15 protein-coding genes are annotated in these 15,066 nt (G+C 63.0%); 10 read left to right on the forward strand and 5 right to left on the reverse strand.

Annotation, left to right across the window (positions count from 1 at the left end):
* The first annotated feature begins 220 nt into the window (after positions 1-220).
* On the forward strand, positions 221-625 hold the full coding sequence (locus tag ACE2AA_RS09790; protein ID WP_141261154.1) for a hypothetical protein: 405 nt from the start codon (positions 221-223) through the stop codon (positions 623-625).
* 46 nt (positions 626-671) lie between these two features.
* On the opposite strand, the gene ACE2AA_RS09795 is transcribed toward ACE2AA_RS09790, so the two are convergent.
* Together ACE2AA_RS09795 and ACE2AA_RS09800 are read right to left on the reverse strand one after the other, a co-directional pair.
* On the reverse strand, positions 672-1,001 hold the full coding sequence (locus tag ACE2AA_RS09795) for a chaperone modulator CbpM (RefSeq protein WP_025439436.1): 330 nt from the start codon (positions 999-1,001) through the stop codon (positions 672-674).
* On the reverse strand, positions 998-1,945 hold the full coding sequence (locus ACE2AA_RS09800) for a DnaJ C-terminal domain-containing protein (protein ID WP_395369613.1): 948 nt from the start codon (positions 1,943-1,945) through the stop codon (positions 998-1,000). Before ACE2AA_RS09800 ends, ACE2AA_RS09795 begins: the two co-directional genes overlap by 4 nt.
* Before the next feature lie 280 nt (positions 1,946-2,225).
* Between ACE2AA_RS09800 and ACE2AA_RS09805 the strand changes: the two genes are divergently transcribed.
* The 3 genes from ACE2AA_RS09805 to ACE2AA_RS09815 all read left to right on the forward strand — a co-directional run bounded on the left by ACE2AA_RS09805 (position 2,226) and on the right by ACE2AA_RS09815 (position 5,886).
* Positions 2,226-3,992, forward strand: coding sequence for a Na+/H+ antiporter (locus ACE2AA_RS09805; protein ID WP_395369615.1), 1,767 nt, complete (start codon positions 2,226-2,228; stop codon positions 3,990-3,992).
* A 66-nt stretch (positions 3,993-4,058) separates the two neighbouring features.
* Positions 4,059-4,415: a hypothetical protein gene (locus ACE2AA_RS09810; protein ID WP_141261160.1), complete on the forward strand. Its 357-nt coding sequence runs from the start codon at positions 4,059-4,061 to the stop codon at positions 4,413-4,415.
* Between the two features lie 577 nt (positions 4,416-4,992).
* A complete protein-coding gene (locus ACE2AA_RS09815; RefSeq protein ID WP_141261162.1) occupies positions 4,993-5,886 on the forward strand; it encodes a DUF2272 domain-containing protein in 894 nt (297 codons plus the stop codon).
* Between the two features lie 61 nt (positions 5,887-5,947).
* On the opposite strand, the gene ACE2AA_RS09820 is transcribed toward ACE2AA_RS09815, so the two are convergent.
* Positions 5,948-6,358: a rhodanese-like domain-containing protein gene (locus ACE2AA_RS09820; protein WP_141261164.1), complete on the reverse strand. Its 411-nt coding sequence runs from the start codon at positions 6,356-6,358 to the stop codon at positions 5,948-5,950.
* 149 nt (positions 6,359-6,507) lie between these two features.
* Here ACE2AA_RS09820 and ACE2AA_RS09825 point away from each other — a divergent pair, with 149 nt between their 5' ends.
* The 6 genes from ACE2AA_RS09825 (at position 6,508) to ACE2AA_RS09850 (ending at position 12,224) form a co-directional block, all read left to right on the forward strand.
* The gene (locus ACE2AA_RS09825; protein WP_141301268.1) at positions 6,508-7,530 is read left to right on the forward strand and encodes a cysteine synthase A; all 1,023 of its coding nucleotides are present in this window, start codon (positions 6,508-6,510) and stop codon (positions 7,528-7,530) included.
* 82 nt (positions 7,531-7,612) lie between these two features.
* Positions 7,613-8,332, forward strand: a complete 720-nt coding sequence (locus tag ACE2AA_RS09830; RefSeq protein WP_141261167.1) for a response regulator — start codon at positions 7,613-7,615, stop codon at positions 8,330-8,332.
* A 10-nt stretch (positions 8,333-8,342) separates the two neighbouring features.
* A complete protein-coding gene (locus ACE2AA_RS09835) occupies positions 8,343-9,938 on the forward strand; it encodes an ATP-binding protein (RefSeq protein WP_141261169.1) in 1,596 nt (531 codons plus the stop codon).
* 40 nt (positions 9,939-9,978) lie between these two features.
* Complete coding sequence (locus ACE2AA_RS09840) at positions 9,979-10,455, forward strand: OsmC family protein (protein WP_141261171.1); 477 nt, start codon at positions 9,979-9,981, stop codon at positions 10,453-10,455.
* Between the two features lie 39 nt (positions 10,456-10,494).
* A complete protein-coding gene (locus tag ACE2AA_RS09845) occupies positions 10,495-11,073 on the forward strand; it encodes a YqaA family protein (RefSeq protein ID WP_141301270.1) in 579 nt (192 codons plus the stop codon).
* Positions 11,074-11,219: 146 nt separating this feature from the next.
* Positions 11,220-12,224, forward strand: a complete 1,005-nt coding sequence (locus ACE2AA_RS09850) for an SDR family oxidoreductase (protein WP_395369616.1) — start codon at positions 11,220-11,222, stop codon at positions 12,222-12,224.
* Positions 12,225-12,315: 91 nt separating this feature from the next.
* On the opposite strand, the gene ACE2AA_RS09855 is transcribed toward ACE2AA_RS09850, so the two are convergent.
* A complete protein-coding gene (locus ACE2AA_RS09855; protein ID WP_395369618.1) occupies positions 12,316-13,242 on the reverse strand; it encodes a 4-(cytidine 5'-diphospho)-2-C-methyl-D-erythritol kinase in 927 nt (308 codons plus the stop codon).
* Positions 13,242-15,059: a tetratricopeptide repeat protein gene (locus ACE2AA_RS09860; RefSeq protein ID WP_395372183.1), complete on the reverse strand. Its 1,818-nt coding sequence runs from the start codon at positions 15,057-15,059 to the stop codon at positions 13,242-13,244. The genes ACE2AA_RS09855 and ACE2AA_RS09860 overlap by 1 nt, the downstream gene beginning before the upstream one ends.
* Positions 15,060-15,066: the final 7 nt, after the last annotated feature.

Here is a 15,066-nt window from a genome sequence, read left to right on the forward strand (position 1 = left end):
GGCGCCGCACTTCCCGGTCATATGTGATTGCAGGGGGATGGTGAAGCAGGCGGGTTCGTACGTCCAATATATATTCAAGGCTATTTCCATATATAAAACATATGGATTATGCCCTGCCCGTTTCCATCCGTGGGGACTGGCGTGCAGCGCGTGCGCTTGCCCATCGGGGCGCGCACCTGCCATTGTGAATGCCGGAATCAGATCAGGAAGACTGTAATTGATGAAACCATTCCACATGGCACTGGCCGCACTGGCCCTGGGTGGCGCTGTCGGGTGCAGCACCATCGCCCGCGCCGATGGCACGGACCCAAAGCCCCCCTATGGTCCGGGCGCCTATACCGGAAACTGGACAGCGCTGGGTCTCCAGCCTGTCACCATCAGCGCCAACAAGGCGCTTGGCCCGGCGGCAAGGCTGTACCTCCGCCTGCCGGACTCGCTGGGCAAGATCACCGGCCTGACCGGACGCACCATTGAAATGAAGGTGCAGGACGATACATCGCTACGGTCGATTAATGACAATCCGCGCGCGGTGTTCCGCCTGACATCGCCCAACGCCGCCGACCTGCAGATGCAGGGCGAAAAGCCGGGCCAGAAGATGAACCTGCCGCTCAGCCGCGCGGATTAAGTAAAAAATACCCCATGCCGGTTCGGCATGGGGGCCATACGATCAGTCAGTCCTGCATGCTGGCAAGCAGGGCGCGCACCCGGCTGCGCAGTTCGTTTTCACGCGGGACGCTGATGGCCTCACGCAGGCGACGCATCTGGCGCCGGGCGGCATAAAGCTGATCCAGCAGGGACAGGACGACGGGCATCCCTTCCGCGTTGATGCCCATGTCATCGCGCAGTTCAAGGATCAGGCGGGCGCGGGCCTCGTCAATCTCGCGGAACAGGTAATGCCCGCGCACCCCTTCGGGACGCAGCCAGTCGCTGTCGATCCAGCCCTGCACCTCGTCCGCTGGCACGTTGCCGATACGCACGCACAGGGTTTCGAGCGTGATCATGCCTTCTTGTCCTTCCCCTGCTCCTTCGCCTCATCCGTCGTCGTGCCTTTCAGGAAGGCCTCAAGGGCAGGGTCCACCTTGCCTATGGTCACGACCAGCTTGACATACAGGTTGCCTGCTTCCTGCTTGCCATGCGCCTTGACCCCGCGTCCGCGCAGGCGCAGCACGCTGCCACTGTCGGAATGGGGCGGGACATTCATCTTTACCGGGCCCGCAGGCGTGGGAATGGTGATGCTGCCGCCGAGCACCGCCGTTTTCAGGTCCACCGGCAGCGACATGCGGATGTCATTGCCATCACGCGTGTAGGTACTGTCCGGGGCGACGGTGATGGTAATCAGCGCATCACCCGCGGGGCCGCCCTGTATGCCCGGGTCCCCCTTGCCACGCAGGCGCATGACCTGGCCGTCGGTAATGCCGGCGGGAATCTTCACATCCAGCTGCGCGCCGCCGGGCAGGGTAATGCGCGAAGTGCCGCCATTGACGGAATCAAGGAAGCTTACGGTCAGTGCGTACTGCCGGTCGCCCCCCGGCTGAGGCCCCTGCGGCCTGCGGCGGAATCCCCCGCCAAAGCCGGCCCCGCCGCCCTGACCGAACATGGTGCCGAAAATATCGCCCAGATCATCTTCCGAAAACTGGCCGCCGCCGTAATTGAAACCCTGCGCCCCTTCGGCATGGTCACGGTAGCCGCCACGCCCGCCACCGAAACCGAAGCCCTTTTCCTGTCCTGCGGCGTCGATTTCGCCACGGTCGAAGCGGGCGCGCTGTTCCTCATCCGACAGCAGGGCATTGGCCGCGCCAACGGCCTTGAAGTTCTCCTCCGCCACCTTGTCACCGGGGTTGAGGTCGGGATGATATTTCTTGGCCAGCTTGCGATAGGCCTTGCGGATATCATCCTGACTTGCCGTGCGGGCGACGCCGAGTACTTCGTATGGATCCTTGCTCACTTAAAAATCATCCCTCCGTCGGAACATGCCAGCCCGGCCTGTGCCACGCCCGTTATCGTCCCGAACACCATGAATACGACCTTGCGGCCCCTCTTACCCCGATAATGGGAATTGGGGCGGACCGGGTCAATGAAAGCAGGGGGAAATCTTTATTTCCTGCATGGCAGGCAGAAGAAAATAACAAAACAGAGACTTCGAAATAACATTTTTTGTATTTTTAATTAAATGAAAAATGAAGTATTCCCCAACAACAATAGAAATATAAAAAAGACCCCTGCAGATGCATGCCGTTTTCATCACCCTTGCATTACTGACCGTCACCGGGATCAGCAGCCTGATTTCACGCGTGGGGCGCATTCCCGTGCCCCTGCCGCTGATCCAGATCGGGGTTGGGGCGATCGCCGCCCTGGCGGGGCTGAATATCGGCTTCGATCCCGACATGTTCCTGCTGCTGTTCATCCCGCCGCTGCTCTATGCTGATGCCTACCGCATGCCGATGCGCGAATTTGGCGAACTGCGGAACATCATCATCATGATGGCGCTGGGACTGGTGGTCTTTACCACGCTGGTCTGTGGTTACTTCATCCACTGGCTGATCCCCCCCATCCTGCTGCCTGCGGCCTTTGCACTCGCCGCCGTCATGTCCCCCACCGACGCGGTATCGGTCGGCAGCATGATCGAAGGTGGCCGCGCACCCGCGCGCGTGGTGCATATCCTGCATGGAGAAGCGCTGCTGAACGACGCATCGGGGCTGGTGTGCTTCAAGTTCGCGGTGGCGGCAGCCATGACGGGGCTGTTTTCCTTCCAGCAGGCGCTGGGCAGCTTCATCTTCATGTCCACCGGCGGCGTGGTGATCGGCATTGCCTGCGCATGGGCCGCCTGCCGGGCGGAACACATGCTGCTGGTGCGCGGGTATGACGACCCGCCCACCCATATCACGCTGGCCATGATGCTGCCGTTCGGCATCTACCTGATTGCCGACGCGCTGCAGTGTTCAGGCATCCTTGCCGCCGTGGCGGGGGGCATGACCGTCAAGTTTACCGGCGTGATGAACGAAGCCCGGACCGAGACGCGCCTGAAAGCCACCACGGTGTGGGACATGGTGAACTTCACCTTCAATGCCGTGATCTTCCTGCTGCTGGGACTTCAGCTGCCCGACCTGGTGAACGGCGGCGCCGCGATCGCACGCGCGGGCGGTGTTTCGCCATGGTTCCTGATCCTGGCCATCATCGGGATCCAGCTCATGATGAGCCTGATCCGCTTCGCATGGATCTGGATTTCCATTTCCGCACGACGGCTTTTCGCCCATTTCCGCCACCGCAAGACCGTCATTCCATCCATACGCACGGTGCTGCTGATGACGGTGGCGGGCACGCGCGGAGCCATTACGCTGGCAGCCGTGCTGTCACTCCCGGTGGCGTCCCTGTCCGGGCCGGGCTTTCCGGGGCGTGATCTGCTGGTCACGCTGGCGGCGGGCGTCATCATCTGCTCGCTCCTGCTGGCCAGCCTCGCCATCCCGTCGCTGCTGCATGGCATGAGTACGGATGAGGAAGACCCCACCCTGCACGAACTGGACATGATGCGCATCGAACTGGCGCAGACCGCCATCCAGACCCTGCATGCCGAACAGGCGGCGCTGGCGCAGCAGGAAATCGAGGACCTGCCCGGCCATGAGGAATCGGTGGACCTGAAACAGGAAGCCATTGGCCGCCTGCTGCATGAATATCAGGACACCGTGCACCGGCTGGATAATTCCCGTGCTGCAGAAGCCAGCATCCGCGCGACCGCCATACGGGAAAAGCGCGCCGAACTGGCGCTGCGCTTCCGTATCATCCGGCACATGCGCGAACGCCTGCACATGCGCGTGATCCAGAAGCACATCAATGATGAAACCGAATGGACCATCAATCAGGAACTTGATTTCATTGAACAGGAACTGCAGATCGAGGCGCGCTCCCTGCCCCGCCCTGACAGCCTGCCCCATGCCGGACATGAAACCGCAATACAGCCCACCAGTGAACGCATGGCCGAAGCTGTGACCCACTGACACGGCCGGTCCGCATCCCTATACCCACGACACAACCGCGCATGACCATTTCAGGAGAAGCCTGCCATGCCCTCCCTCCGCATCCTGTTTGCGGGGCTATGCCTTGCCACGATCCTCACATCCGGTGCCCAGGCCCGTTCGCACCACTTCAGCATGCCCCAGCGCCATGTCCATGCGAATTCACCTTATGGCCAGGTCAGGGGCTACATTGCCGCCATGGATGAACATGACCCCCGCTACATCGCAGCCGAGCAGAAATGTGAGACGAAAGCCTCGATGGGTGTCATTTCAAAAGGGGCAACAGGCAACGCCACCGCCAAGGCTGGTGGCAACCATGTCCATTTTTACTCGGAATGCATGGTGTCTGAAGGCGCATGGCGTACCCATTATGCTACAAACACGGGCGACCGGTTTGACGACTGACCGGATCGGCACCTGAATCATGTGCCGGGCATGACCGGAGATTGACGGGATGATCCCGGCGGTCATCGGACCCGCGGGGATTACCCCCTTCCCGTCCAGCCTGTAACGACCGCCGCTGGTCCGTTCGCATCATGCCGGTCGGGTCATGCGCATCATGTTACGTGACTGATATCGCGCATGCGCAACCCCGAACCTGCAGGCGTCCCTATCCTGCCATTGATCTGTGGTCAGGCATCGGAATACCTTTCCCTTAATCCCCATCGCCTTTGATGCCGAACACCGCCGCGATATGCCTATATCTGAGCTGACATAACAGTATGACCGCAGGTTACCGGTGATCATTATTCCTGCACCGAAACCGTGCCCGCTGAAGCGGCCCGGATATTGACCGCACCGCCTGACGTCATCCTGACAATACAGGCGCATGTCAAAATATACCTGCGCCACATGCAATGGCCACCTTCCCCATGGGGCCGGATGCAGGATGCATTTTCATCCATACAGCGCCGTCCCCCCTTCCACCAGCGCGGTCCACCCCGTATGGAATGAGCACGCCGCCTGCAATGGAGTGCCGATTTTGCGCAAGTTAGCCCCCCTCCTGTTCCTGGCCTGCCTTGCCGCCTGTGCCCATGGGCCGGACGACCATGCCCGGCGGGCGACCACGCCGGTCGCGCAATACGCAACCGGGGCGGGGCCGATGGCGGTCAATACCCATGTGCCGGATTTCGCCACCCGCAATTACGAACCCTTTACCCGGCAGGACGTGGTGGCCATTGCCCTGCGCGAATGGCGGCTGTTTGGCGAACCGGTCAGTGATGACGACCCCCTGCTGCGCCCTGAACCAACCACGCCGGTGGTCAAGCCCGAACGCACGCCCGGTCTGTGGCAGCGCGTGGGCGAATACTGGTGGATCGGTCAGGACCCGCAGGAAACCGAGATCGCATGGGACGGCAAGCATGATGCGGACGGCCACATAACCGATTTCGTGCATGATGGCCGCTTTGCCTGGTCGGCGGCATTCATTTCCTATGTCATGCGGGTGGCGGGAGCGAACGACCGTTTTGCCTATTCCCCCAACCACGCCACTTACATCAACGCAGCCGCAAGCGGGCAGGAAAAGGGCGTGAAGGCACGCAGTCCCGCCCGCTATGCGCCAAAGCTGGGGGATCTGATCTGTGTGGGGCGGGGGGCCAGCAAGTCGGTGCGTTTTCGTGACCTGCCCACGAAACAGGGCTTTCCTGCCCATTGCGGCATCGTGGTGGCAGGCCCGCATGATGATGCGCCCTTCGGCCATGAAATCAGCATTATCGGTGGCAACATAGACGACGCGGTCGCTTTGACCCATGTGCCGGTGGGCCGTGATGGGCGACTGGCCGACCACAGTGGCAAAAGCCTCGATCCGCGCTACCCCTGGTGCGTCGTGCTGCAGGTCCGCTACGATGCCGACAGCGAACCGCAGACGGACCAGTAGCCACCGCACCCGGCAAGGTTCATGCCCGCCGGGCCGGATCTGGCTGTAACGGCCATGTCAGTCAGCCGCGTGACCACGGCAGTTCGGATGCCTGCCAGCCGGCAAGGCGGCCACGGCTGCCGGTTGCATCCTCAGGCCCTTCAAACCCGTCGGCCACGTTGTGTACATTGTGATAGCCCGCATCATACGCCGCGTGGGCGGCCGCCATGCTGCGCGCGCCGGAACGGCAGATGAAATAGACCTCGTCCGTCCTGCCGATCCCCGCCTTTTCCAGCGTGGTGATGAAATCCGGGTTGACCTGCCCTGCAGGCGGCAGCTGCCAGCTGTCACGCACCAGCACCTTGCCCGCACCCGACAGGTCGGGCACGCCGATATGCTCCCATTCCATGGGGGTGCGCACATCAACAAGCCAGGCGTTGGGGCGGCCACGCACGGCCTCCCACGTGGCGGCGGGGGAAATATCATCAATCATCGCTGTTTCCTTTCATCGGGAAAACCTGTTTAGGGATATGCCAAGCCGCACGCATTCCTGATAGTAAGGAATGCAACACGCCCGGCATGGCCGCCATGTCTGGCCGCCGTGCCGCATGATATGATCCAGACCAGTGAAGGTGCTGCCTTATGGCCGAAAGTGCAAATCCCGCCTCATCCCTCTCACCGGACATGCCGGCTGCCATCGGCAATACGCCCCTGATCCGCCTGCGACGGGCATCAGAGGCAACGGGCTGCGATATCTACGGCAAGGCGGAATTCATGAATCCCGGCGGCTCGGTCAAGGACCGCGCGGCCCTTGCCATCATCAACGATGCCGAACGCCGTGGCACGCTCAAGCCCGGCGGCACGATTGTCGAAGGGACGGCGGGCAATACCGGCATCGGGCTGACGCTGGTGGCCAACGCGCGTGGCTACCGTTCGGTCATCGTGATGCCCGAGACACAGAGCCGGGAGAAAATCGACTTCCTGAGCATGATCGGTGCCGACCTGCGCCTGGTCCCGGCCAAGCCGTTCCGCGATCCGGGCAACTACGTCCATGTCTCGCGCCGCCTGGCGGAGGAGACTGGCGGCGTCTGGGCCAACCAGTTTGACAATACCGCCAACCGTGAAGGCCACCGCCACACCACGGCCCCCGAAATCTGGAACCAGCTGGATGGCAGGATCGATGCCTTTACCTGCTCGTGCGGGACAGGCGGCACGCTGGCCGGCGTTACGCTGGGGCTGGAGGACTGCGCGAAAAAGGCCGGTGTCGCACGGCCGCGCGTCGTGCTGGCGGATCCGGAGGGGTCGGGCCTGTATGGCTGGGTCAGGTCGGGCGACCTGTCGGTCAGCGGGTCATCCGTGACCGAAGGCATCGGCCAGTCGCGGGTAACGGGCAACCTTGAGGGCCTGCATTTTGATGACGCCGTGCGCATTCCCGACCCGGAAGCGCTGGAACAGATCTATGACCTGCTGATCCATGAAGGGCTGTCGGTCGGCGGCTCGGCGGGCATCAACATCGCTGCTGCCATCCGTGTCGCCCGCGCCATGGGGCCGGGGCACCGCATCGTCACCATCCTGTGTGACGGGGGCGCGCGTTACCAGTCCAAGCTGTTCAATCCCGAATTCCTGCGCGCCAAGGACCTGCCGGTTCCCAGCTGGCTGGCCTGAGGGTTCTCACCTGATGGGACGGGAATTGCTACGGATTGAAACATCTGATGTTCCCGCCCTTTTTGTGATGTAGGATCGTGACATGAGCCCGCTGCCGCATATCCTGATCATTGATGATGACCGCGAGATCCGTGACCTGCTGGCACGCTTCCTCGAACGCAACGAACTGCGCGTCACCACCGCGCGTGATGGCCACGAAGCACGCCGCCGCTGGTCCGAAGGGCATTACCAGCTGGTGATCCTCGACCTCATGCTGCCGGGTGAAAGCGGGCTGGACATCTCGCGCTGGCTGCGCACGCAGGCGAATGTGCCCATCGTCATGCTGACCGCCATGGGCGATGATACCGACCGGATCATCGGTCTGGAACTGGGTGCCGATGATTACGTGCCCAAGCCCTTCAACCCACGTGAACTGCTGGCCCGTATCCGCGCCGTGCTGCGCCGCGCATCCGACATCCCCGACCCCCGCAGCGTGCCGGTGCTGCATACGCTGCGCTTTGCCGGGTGGGAACTGGATACCGGGCGGCGTCGGCTACTCAACCCCGAAGGGGTGGAAGTGCCGTTGACGGGCGGGGAATACGACCTGCTTCTGGCCCTGCTGGAACGGGCCAACCGCGTCATGACCCGCGACATGCTGTTTGACCTGCTGCGCGGTCGGCAGGCCGGCCCGTTTGACCGGGCGATCGACGTGGCCATAAGCCGCCTGCGCCGCAAGCTGGAAGATAACGGGCGTAACGCGCAGCTTATCAAGACAGTACGCGGGGGTGGCTATGTCCTTGCAGCGGAAGTCGAGCGTCACTGAACCGCCCGCAATGCCCCATTCCCACCGGCAGTCCTTCCTGTCCGCCCCCGTTCCCGATGAAAATACCGCACCCGGCTGGGGGCAGAAGCTGCGCAGGCGGCTGCTGCCACAGTCACTGGCGGCGCGGACCACCCTGCTGCTGATTGGCGGGCTGGGAGTCATCCAGATCATCGGCCTGACCATCCATGCGATGGACCGGTTCGATTTTGACCAGCGCATGATCTACGAACGCACGCGCAGCAAGATGTTCAGCTATTACCGCGCGATCGTGGAAACCGCCCCATCGGACCGTGACAGGGAACTTGCCGCCCTGCCACTCCCCGAAAACGTGCACATTACCCTGACCCCCGGTCCCGAGCCGGACATGATCAACGCCCGCGCCCTCCCGCGTCCGCCGGGCCGTGCCGGTGAATGGAACGGCCACAGGCCCGATGACATGGGCGCCGTCCCCTTCTTCGGCCCATGGACCGGTGGGCAGCATGACCACAGGGATGGCCCCGACGGGACGGGCGGTGGCCCGCACGGACCGGGAGGGTCCCATGGTTTCGGACCTGAAAATGACGGGGGCATGGGCCCCCTGCCCCCCTCCATGCGACCCGAGCAGGTTCTGATCTCCCCCACATCGGGACGCAGGCGGGCCGTGGCCTTCCTGCTGCCTGACGAGCGGCGCTGGGTCACCATCCATTACATCCTGCCCCAGCCCAGCCCGTTCCGTTCTCCCACCTTTCCCATCGCTTTTCTCATCATGACATTCACTGGCGGGCTGCTGATCCTGTGGGGCGTGCGCCGGCTGATCGCGCCGGTCAGCACGCTGGCTGCCGCAGCCGAGGAACTGGGGCGCAACATGAATGCTCCCCCCATGCCAGAAAACGGCCCGCGCGAAGTCGCCCGTGCCGCCCATGCCTTCAACACCATGGCCCACCGCATCCGCCGCTATCTTATGGACCGCACGCTCATGCTGACCGCGATCGGCCATGACCTGCGCACGCCCATCACGCGATTGAAGCTGCGCGCCGAATTCGTTGAAGACGATGAAATGCGCACCAAGATGCTCAATGACCTTGATGAGCTTGAAGCCATGGTTGCCGCCACCCTGGCCTTTGGTCGCGATGCCTCGCAACGCGAACCGATGGGTCAGATTAACCTGACCGCCATGCTGCAGACCATCGCGGATGAAGCTGCCGAAACCCATATCGACGCCGCGGACAAAATCATGTTCGTGTCGGAAAACATGCCCGATGTGCTGGTGCGCGCGCGACCCATGGCGCTCAAGCGCGCGCTGAACAACCTGGTGACCAATGCCGTGAAATATGGCGGGGGGGCCAGGATAACCCTGCTGCATCCCCACAAGGGGAACGGAGAGGATGCCGAGGAATACAAGGTCACCATCCTGATCGAGGATGAAGGCCCCGGCCTGCCGACCGAAGACCTTGAACGCATGTTTGACCCCTTTGTCCGCGCCGAACAGAGCCGTAACCGCGAAACGGGCGGAACGGGACTTGGGCTGTCGATTTCGCGCAATATCATATGGGGGCTGGGTGGTGACATCCGCCTTGGCAACCGGCAGCCACACGGATTGCGTGTGACAGTCACACTTGTCTGCTAAGGTCCGATTCCCGTATGGACAATTCAGGATATAACGTTCAATGCCGGACAGAACACACCGCTATCAGGTCTCGCTTCTATGGACCGGAAACGGCGGAAATGACGGGGCTTCCCGGCAGGCCCATCATCGTGATTACGAACTGCACTGCACGGGGCGACCGGTCATTGACGGCTCCGCCTCCCCCGCCTTCCGTGGGGACCCCCAGAAGTGGAATCCCGAAAAACTGCTGCTGGGGGCCTTATGCGCCGACCATCAGCTATGGTTCATCCACCTGTGCACCGCCATGGGAATCGGCATCCTTTCCTATGCCGACCATGCCGAAGCCATGCTGGATGAATATGAGGACGGTTCCTTTTCCATTACGCAGGTTATCCTGCGCCCCCACGCCGCCCTGTCCACCCCACATGAAATACAGTCCGTGATCGACCTGCATCAGGACGCCGCCATGCGCAGCTGCATCGCACGTTCGGTCAGTTTCCCGGTATTGTGTGAGCCCCGCGTCACCAGCGCGCAATAAGTCCTTGCCGCAGACCGGGTGGAATGGCATTGCCCGATAATGCTTGATCGCCTGTATGCCCGCATCATCGCCCTGGCCGCCAGCCGACATGCCGTCATATGGCTGGCTGTCATTGCCTTTGCCGAGGCCAGCGTCTTTCCGCTGCCGCCCGATATCATGCTGGTGCCAATGGTGCTGGCCTGCCGGGCGCGCGCCTTCCGCCTTGCAGCCATCTGTACGGCCGCCAGCGTATGCGGGGCCATGCTGGGGTGGGTCATCGGGACGTTCCTGCTGGAATACCTCGCGATGCCCATTGTGCGTTTCTATCATGCACAGAACACATTGCTTACCCTGCAGGAGCGCTTCCGCGAATGGGGGGTGTGGATCATCCTAATCAAGGGGCTAACCCCCATCCCGTTCAAATTCGTCACCATCGCCAGCGGGGCGGCCCATCTTTCCCTTGTCCCATTCCTGCTGGCCTGCGCGGTGACGCGTGGGGCCCGGTTCTTCCTGCTGGCAGCCCTGCTGCGTCGGTTTGGCGCACCGATACAGGCCTTCATCGAACGCCGCCTGCCGCTGGTGGCAGGGATATTCGCGCTGGCGCTGGTGGGTGGTATCGTGGCGATGAAATACATCTGACGCGCGATCTGTCGTCACTCCTTCCACCCGCATGGCGGTGTTCGGGCCTGACGGAGCGTGATATGACGGATTTATCGTGATTTTTGTCCCCGCGCCGCCAGCACCAGCCGCGCGGGCCTATATTCCAACGGGTGGGGAGCATATTCATGCCGCAGCAGGTTGCCGTCATTACCGGAGCGGGCGCAGGCATCGGCCGCGCCACAGCACGCACGCTGGGTCGCGCGGGGTGCGATGTCGCCCTGCTGGGCCGTAACCGTGACCGGCTGAATGATGCGGCGGCCGAACTGCGTGAACTCAATGTGCGCACCCATATCGTCTGCGTCGATGTGGCCAACGCGAAGGCTGTCGAGCAGGCTGCCGAGGAAATCGAGGAAACACTGGGCGCCATCACCTTGTGGATCAACTGTGCCGGCGCCAGCGTGACCGGACAGGTCGCGGCCCTTGATGCCGATGAAATCCGGCGCGCGACCGAAGTGACCTATCTTGGCACCGTCAACGGCACCCGGTCCGCACTGGCGCGGATGCGCAGGCGCGGACATGGCACGATCGTCAACCTTGACCGTCTGGCCAGCCTGCGTCCGCCACCGCTGCAAGCCGTGGAAAACGGTGCACGGGCCGCCGTGCGCGCTTTTTCCGAAAGCATCCGCCCCGAAATCCTGCATGATGGCGACCGTATCCATATCGCGCTGGTCCATCTGCCCTCCATCAACACGCCGCGCTTTTCATGGACGCGCAACCATACCGGCAAGCGCCTGAAACCGATGGGTCCGGTATACGAACCCGAAATCGCCGCCGAGGCGATCTGCCGCGCCGCCTTCGGGCGTGAACGTGACATCTGGGTTGGCCTGTCGGGCGTGCGCAACTGGGCACTGGCCACCTTCCTGCCTGGCCTGTCCGACCGCTGGCTGTCGGGCAGGGGCTATGCAAAGCAGATGGAAAAGACACCGGTCGCGGGCAACGAACCTGATGACCTGTATGAAACCGTTCCGGGGGCCTATGCCGCCCATGGCCGTTTTGACATGATTACCCGCAAGGGCATGCCCCTGCTGCTGACCAGCCGCCATGCGCAACTGGCCACCGTGACGGGGCTTATGGGTATTGTGCTACTGGCGCTGCGCCGCAGGCAGGGCCAGGGCACACCCGGAAAGTAATAAACGTTTTTGGGCGCCGCCTTTTTTCAAAAAGGCGGCATTCTTTAAAGCTTTTATGATTTGCAGGATATTTCACCTGTCATTGTAAGTATCACGCAGGCAGCGAATCGGTGCAGGGTTCCAGGCGTGCCCCCGTGCGGCACAGATCGCCTGCCCAGACCCACCATTTTTTCTGACACACCGCGGATTCGGCGGCCTTTGCTGCCTCCGGGCTGTCAAACAGGGCGAAACAGGTCGCGCCCGACCCGCTCATCCGCGCAAGGCGACAGCCAGGGGCCGCACGCAGGGCATCCAGCACGGTCACGATTTCAGGGCAGATGGCGCAGGCCGCATCCTGCAGGTCATTGGTCTGCGCGGACAGATCACGCACCATGTCCGCCAGTGTCTTCCACTGCGCGGGCAGGCCGGCACGCGGCGTGAAGCCGGGCGCACGTGACCTGAAGACCTGCGGGGTGGACACGCTCTGCCCGCAATTGACCAGCATCATACCACAGGGGGGCAATCCGGGGGCCGGGGTCAGTTCTTCCCCGATTCCTTCCATGCGGGCAGGTATCTGGTCCAGGCACACCGGTACATCAGCTCCCAGACGGGTCGCCAGCACCATGAGATCGGCACGGGAGATGGACAGGTCCCATGCCTTCAGCAACAGCCGCAGCGCCGCCGCCGCATCAGCCGACCCCCCGCCAATGCCAGATGCCACGGGCAGTTCCTTGCGCAGCACGATCTCCACATCCGGCAGATGACACGCCACATCCGGCCCCACATGCGCGCGCAGCAGCGCGCCCGCGCGTACGATCAGGTTATCGGCGCAGTCATCCTGCAACCCCGGGGCGAACGTCCCCTCGATCCGCAGATCAACCCTGCCCCCGCGTCCAGTCCCCTGTTCCAGCCGCAGTTCATCAGCCGCACCTGCGAACACGGCAAGGCTGTCCAGCAGGTGATAGCCGTCATCGCGCCGTCCCGTGACATGCAGGTACAGGTTGATCTTTGCATGGGCCAGTTCGCGTAGCGGGGACATCAGTGGTGGGTTCCATTTGCCTGTGAAGGGGAAGATGCGGGAGAAAGCGCGGGCCGCAGATCAGCCGGAAGTGCTATGCCGGGACGGGCCGCATTGGCCTGCCATGCCTTGGCATAGGTCAGGGCCGCCGTGATCTTGCGCCGGTCCATGGGATCGGGCTGGAACTGGATGGCGTTCTGCCATTCATTTACCGCTTCCAGCCTGCGACCCGCCATCCAGTACGCAACGCCAAGGTGGTAATTGATGGCCGGGTCCTGTGGCATCTGCTCGGCGGACTGTTCCAGCAGCGGCAGGCCTTCGGCCACGTGGCCAAGCCGCATGAGCACCCAGCCCACGCTGTCGCGGATCTGGTTATCGGACGGGGCCAGCGCCAGCGCACGCCGCAGGTAGGTTTCCGCCTGAACGGGATCTCCGCCATGTTCAACCATGGAATATCCGAGGTAGTTCAGCAGTTCAGCCTCGTTCGGCGAAAGCTGGAGGGCATGCAGCAGCAGCGCGCGTGCCTGTGGCCAGTGGTTCTGCCGCTCCTGCGCTATGGCCTGACCGAACAGCAGCCGCCAGTCATCACCTTCCAGCTGGTGGGGGGTCAGGGTCACGGCATGCTGGTAGGCATCCAGCGCTTCCGCCCATTTCTGCTGGTCCAGCAGCGCATCACCAAGGCTGGACCACAACATGCGGTCATCAGGAGACTGCCGCAGCAGGTCGCGCAGTTCCTGCGCCGCCTGTTCCTTATGCCCCATCACGACATCAAGGTCGGCCTGTTCGGTACGGTAGACCGGCAGCAACGGGTCGTCCGCCGGCGCGCCATCCAGCGCCTCACGCGCCTGCCGGTCCTGTTTGCGCAGATGCAGCATGGAGGACAGCAGCAACCGGGCTTCCGAATCCGCCGGGTCCAGCATCAGCGCCATGCGCAGCATCATCTGCTCGGTGCCGCGCAGGGTGCCGATCTCCATCGCCATATCGGGCGGCTGGTGATCATCATCCGGGCCATCATGTGTATAAAGCTGCTGGTCGATCAGCAGGGCGACCAGCCCGTATGCCTGCGCCAGCCCCTGCGTTGCATGGGTCACCACCGGGCGCTGGATCATGGCCATGATGTTGGCGCGCGCCGCTTCCAGCACCGGCATGCCCGCGATACGCTGATTGACCAGCGACTGCGCATCGGCCTCGTGCCCCTGCGTCACCAGCCACCGCGCCATGACCAGCGAGGTAAACAGGTCCCCGCCCGTCATGCCGCCAGCCTGCCGGAACAGTGCATCCGCCCGCATCTTCTGGCCCGACAGCTGGGCGACCAGCGCGGCATGGAGGGTATAATATCCCCCCAGCGTACGATCCTGCCGGGCGGTATCAAGGGCGGCCAGCGCTTCATCCGTCCGGCCCGCGCCCTGCAATGCCCATGCGCGCAGCAGCGGGCGCAGCAGGGTCATGATCTGGTCGGCAGGCGCACCCTGGTAGCTTGTCAGCGCCTCATCCCATTTTCCCGCCAGGGCCGCGGCATTTCCCAGCACCAGCGCGGACATCACGCCGGGTGTCTGGGTACGCGCCAGGATTGCGGCCTCCGGGCGGCCCGCAAGGATGCTGTAATAAAACGCGCGTTCGCTGAACAGGTGATATGCGGGGGCCAGCCGCGCAGCATTGCCAAAAGCCTGCGCCGCGCTGGCGTTATCACCCTCGCTGGAGGCAACGCTGCCGACAAGCAGGCTGGTGGCCAGGTCCTGCTGTCCCGCGTGGATGATGGCTTCATCCAGGGTTGCTGCGTGTATTTCGCGGTTGGGAATCCCGACGATGAGCGGTACAACAAGGGAGGCCACGACCATGCGTGAC

Origin of the sequence: Komagataeibacter diospyri, from assembly GCF_043995075.1 — a bacterium.
In the GTDB taxonomy this organism is placed as follows: Bacteria; Pseudomonadota; Alphaproteobacteria; order Acetobacterales; family Acetobacteraceae; genus Komagataeibacter; species Komagataeibacter diospyri.

Bases quoted from the DNA above. Each gene is read 5' to 3' on its own strand.
- ACE2AA_RS09830 (WP_141261167.1), top strand. From the start codon at position 7,613: ATGAGCCCGCTGCCGCATATCCTGATCATTGATGATGACCGCGAGATC.
- ACE2AA_RS09795 (WP_025439436.1), bottom strand. From the start codon at position 1,001: ATGATCACGCTCGAAACCCTGTGCGTGCGTATCGGCAACGTGCCAGCG.
- ACE2AA_RS09820 (WP_141261164.1), bottom strand. From the start codon at position 6,358: ATGATTGATGATATTTCCCCCGCCGCCACGTGGGAGGCCGTGCGTGGC.
- ACE2AA_RS09810 (WP_141261160.1), top strand. From the start codon at position 4,059: ATGCCCTCCCTCCGCATCCTGTTTGCGGGGCTATGCCTTGCCACGATC.
- ACE2AA_RS09840 (WP_141261171.1), top strand. From the start codon at position 9,979: ATGCCGGACAGAACACACCGCTATCAGGTCTCGCTTCTATGGACCGGA.
- ACE2AA_RS09855 (WP_395369618.1), bottom strand. From the start codon at position 13,242: ATGTCCCCGCTACGCGAACTGGCCCATGCAAAGATCAACCTGTACCTG.
- ACE2AA_RS09805 (WP_395369615.1), top strand. From the start codon at position 2,226: ATGCATGCCGTTTTCATCACCCTTGCATTACTGACCGTCACCGGGATC.
- ACE2AA_RS09835 (WP_141261169.1), top strand. From the start codon at position 8,343: ATGCCCCATTCCCACCGGCAGTCCTTCCTGTCCGCCCCCGTTCCCGAT.
- ACE2AA_RS09850 (WP_395369616.1), top strand. From the start codon at position 11,220: ATGCCGCAGCAGGTTGCCGTCATTACCGGAGCGGGCGCAGGCATCGGC.
- ACE2AA_RS09825 (WP_141301268.1), top strand. From the start codon at position 6,508: ATGGCCGAAAGTGCAAATCCCGCCTCATCCCTCTCACCGGACATGCCG.
- ACE2AA_RS09790 (WP_141261154.1), top strand. From the start codon at position 221: ATGAAACCATTCCACATGGCACTGGCCGCACTGGCCCTGGGTGGCGCT.
- ACE2AA_RS09845 (WP_141301270.1), top strand. From the start codon at position 10,495: ATGCTTGATCGCCTGTATGCCCGCATCATCGCCCTGGCCGCCAGCCGA.
- ACE2AA_RS09860 (WP_395372183.1), bottom strand. From the start codon at position 15,059: ATGGTCGTGGCCTCCCTTGTTGTACCGCTCATCGTCGGGATTCCCAAC.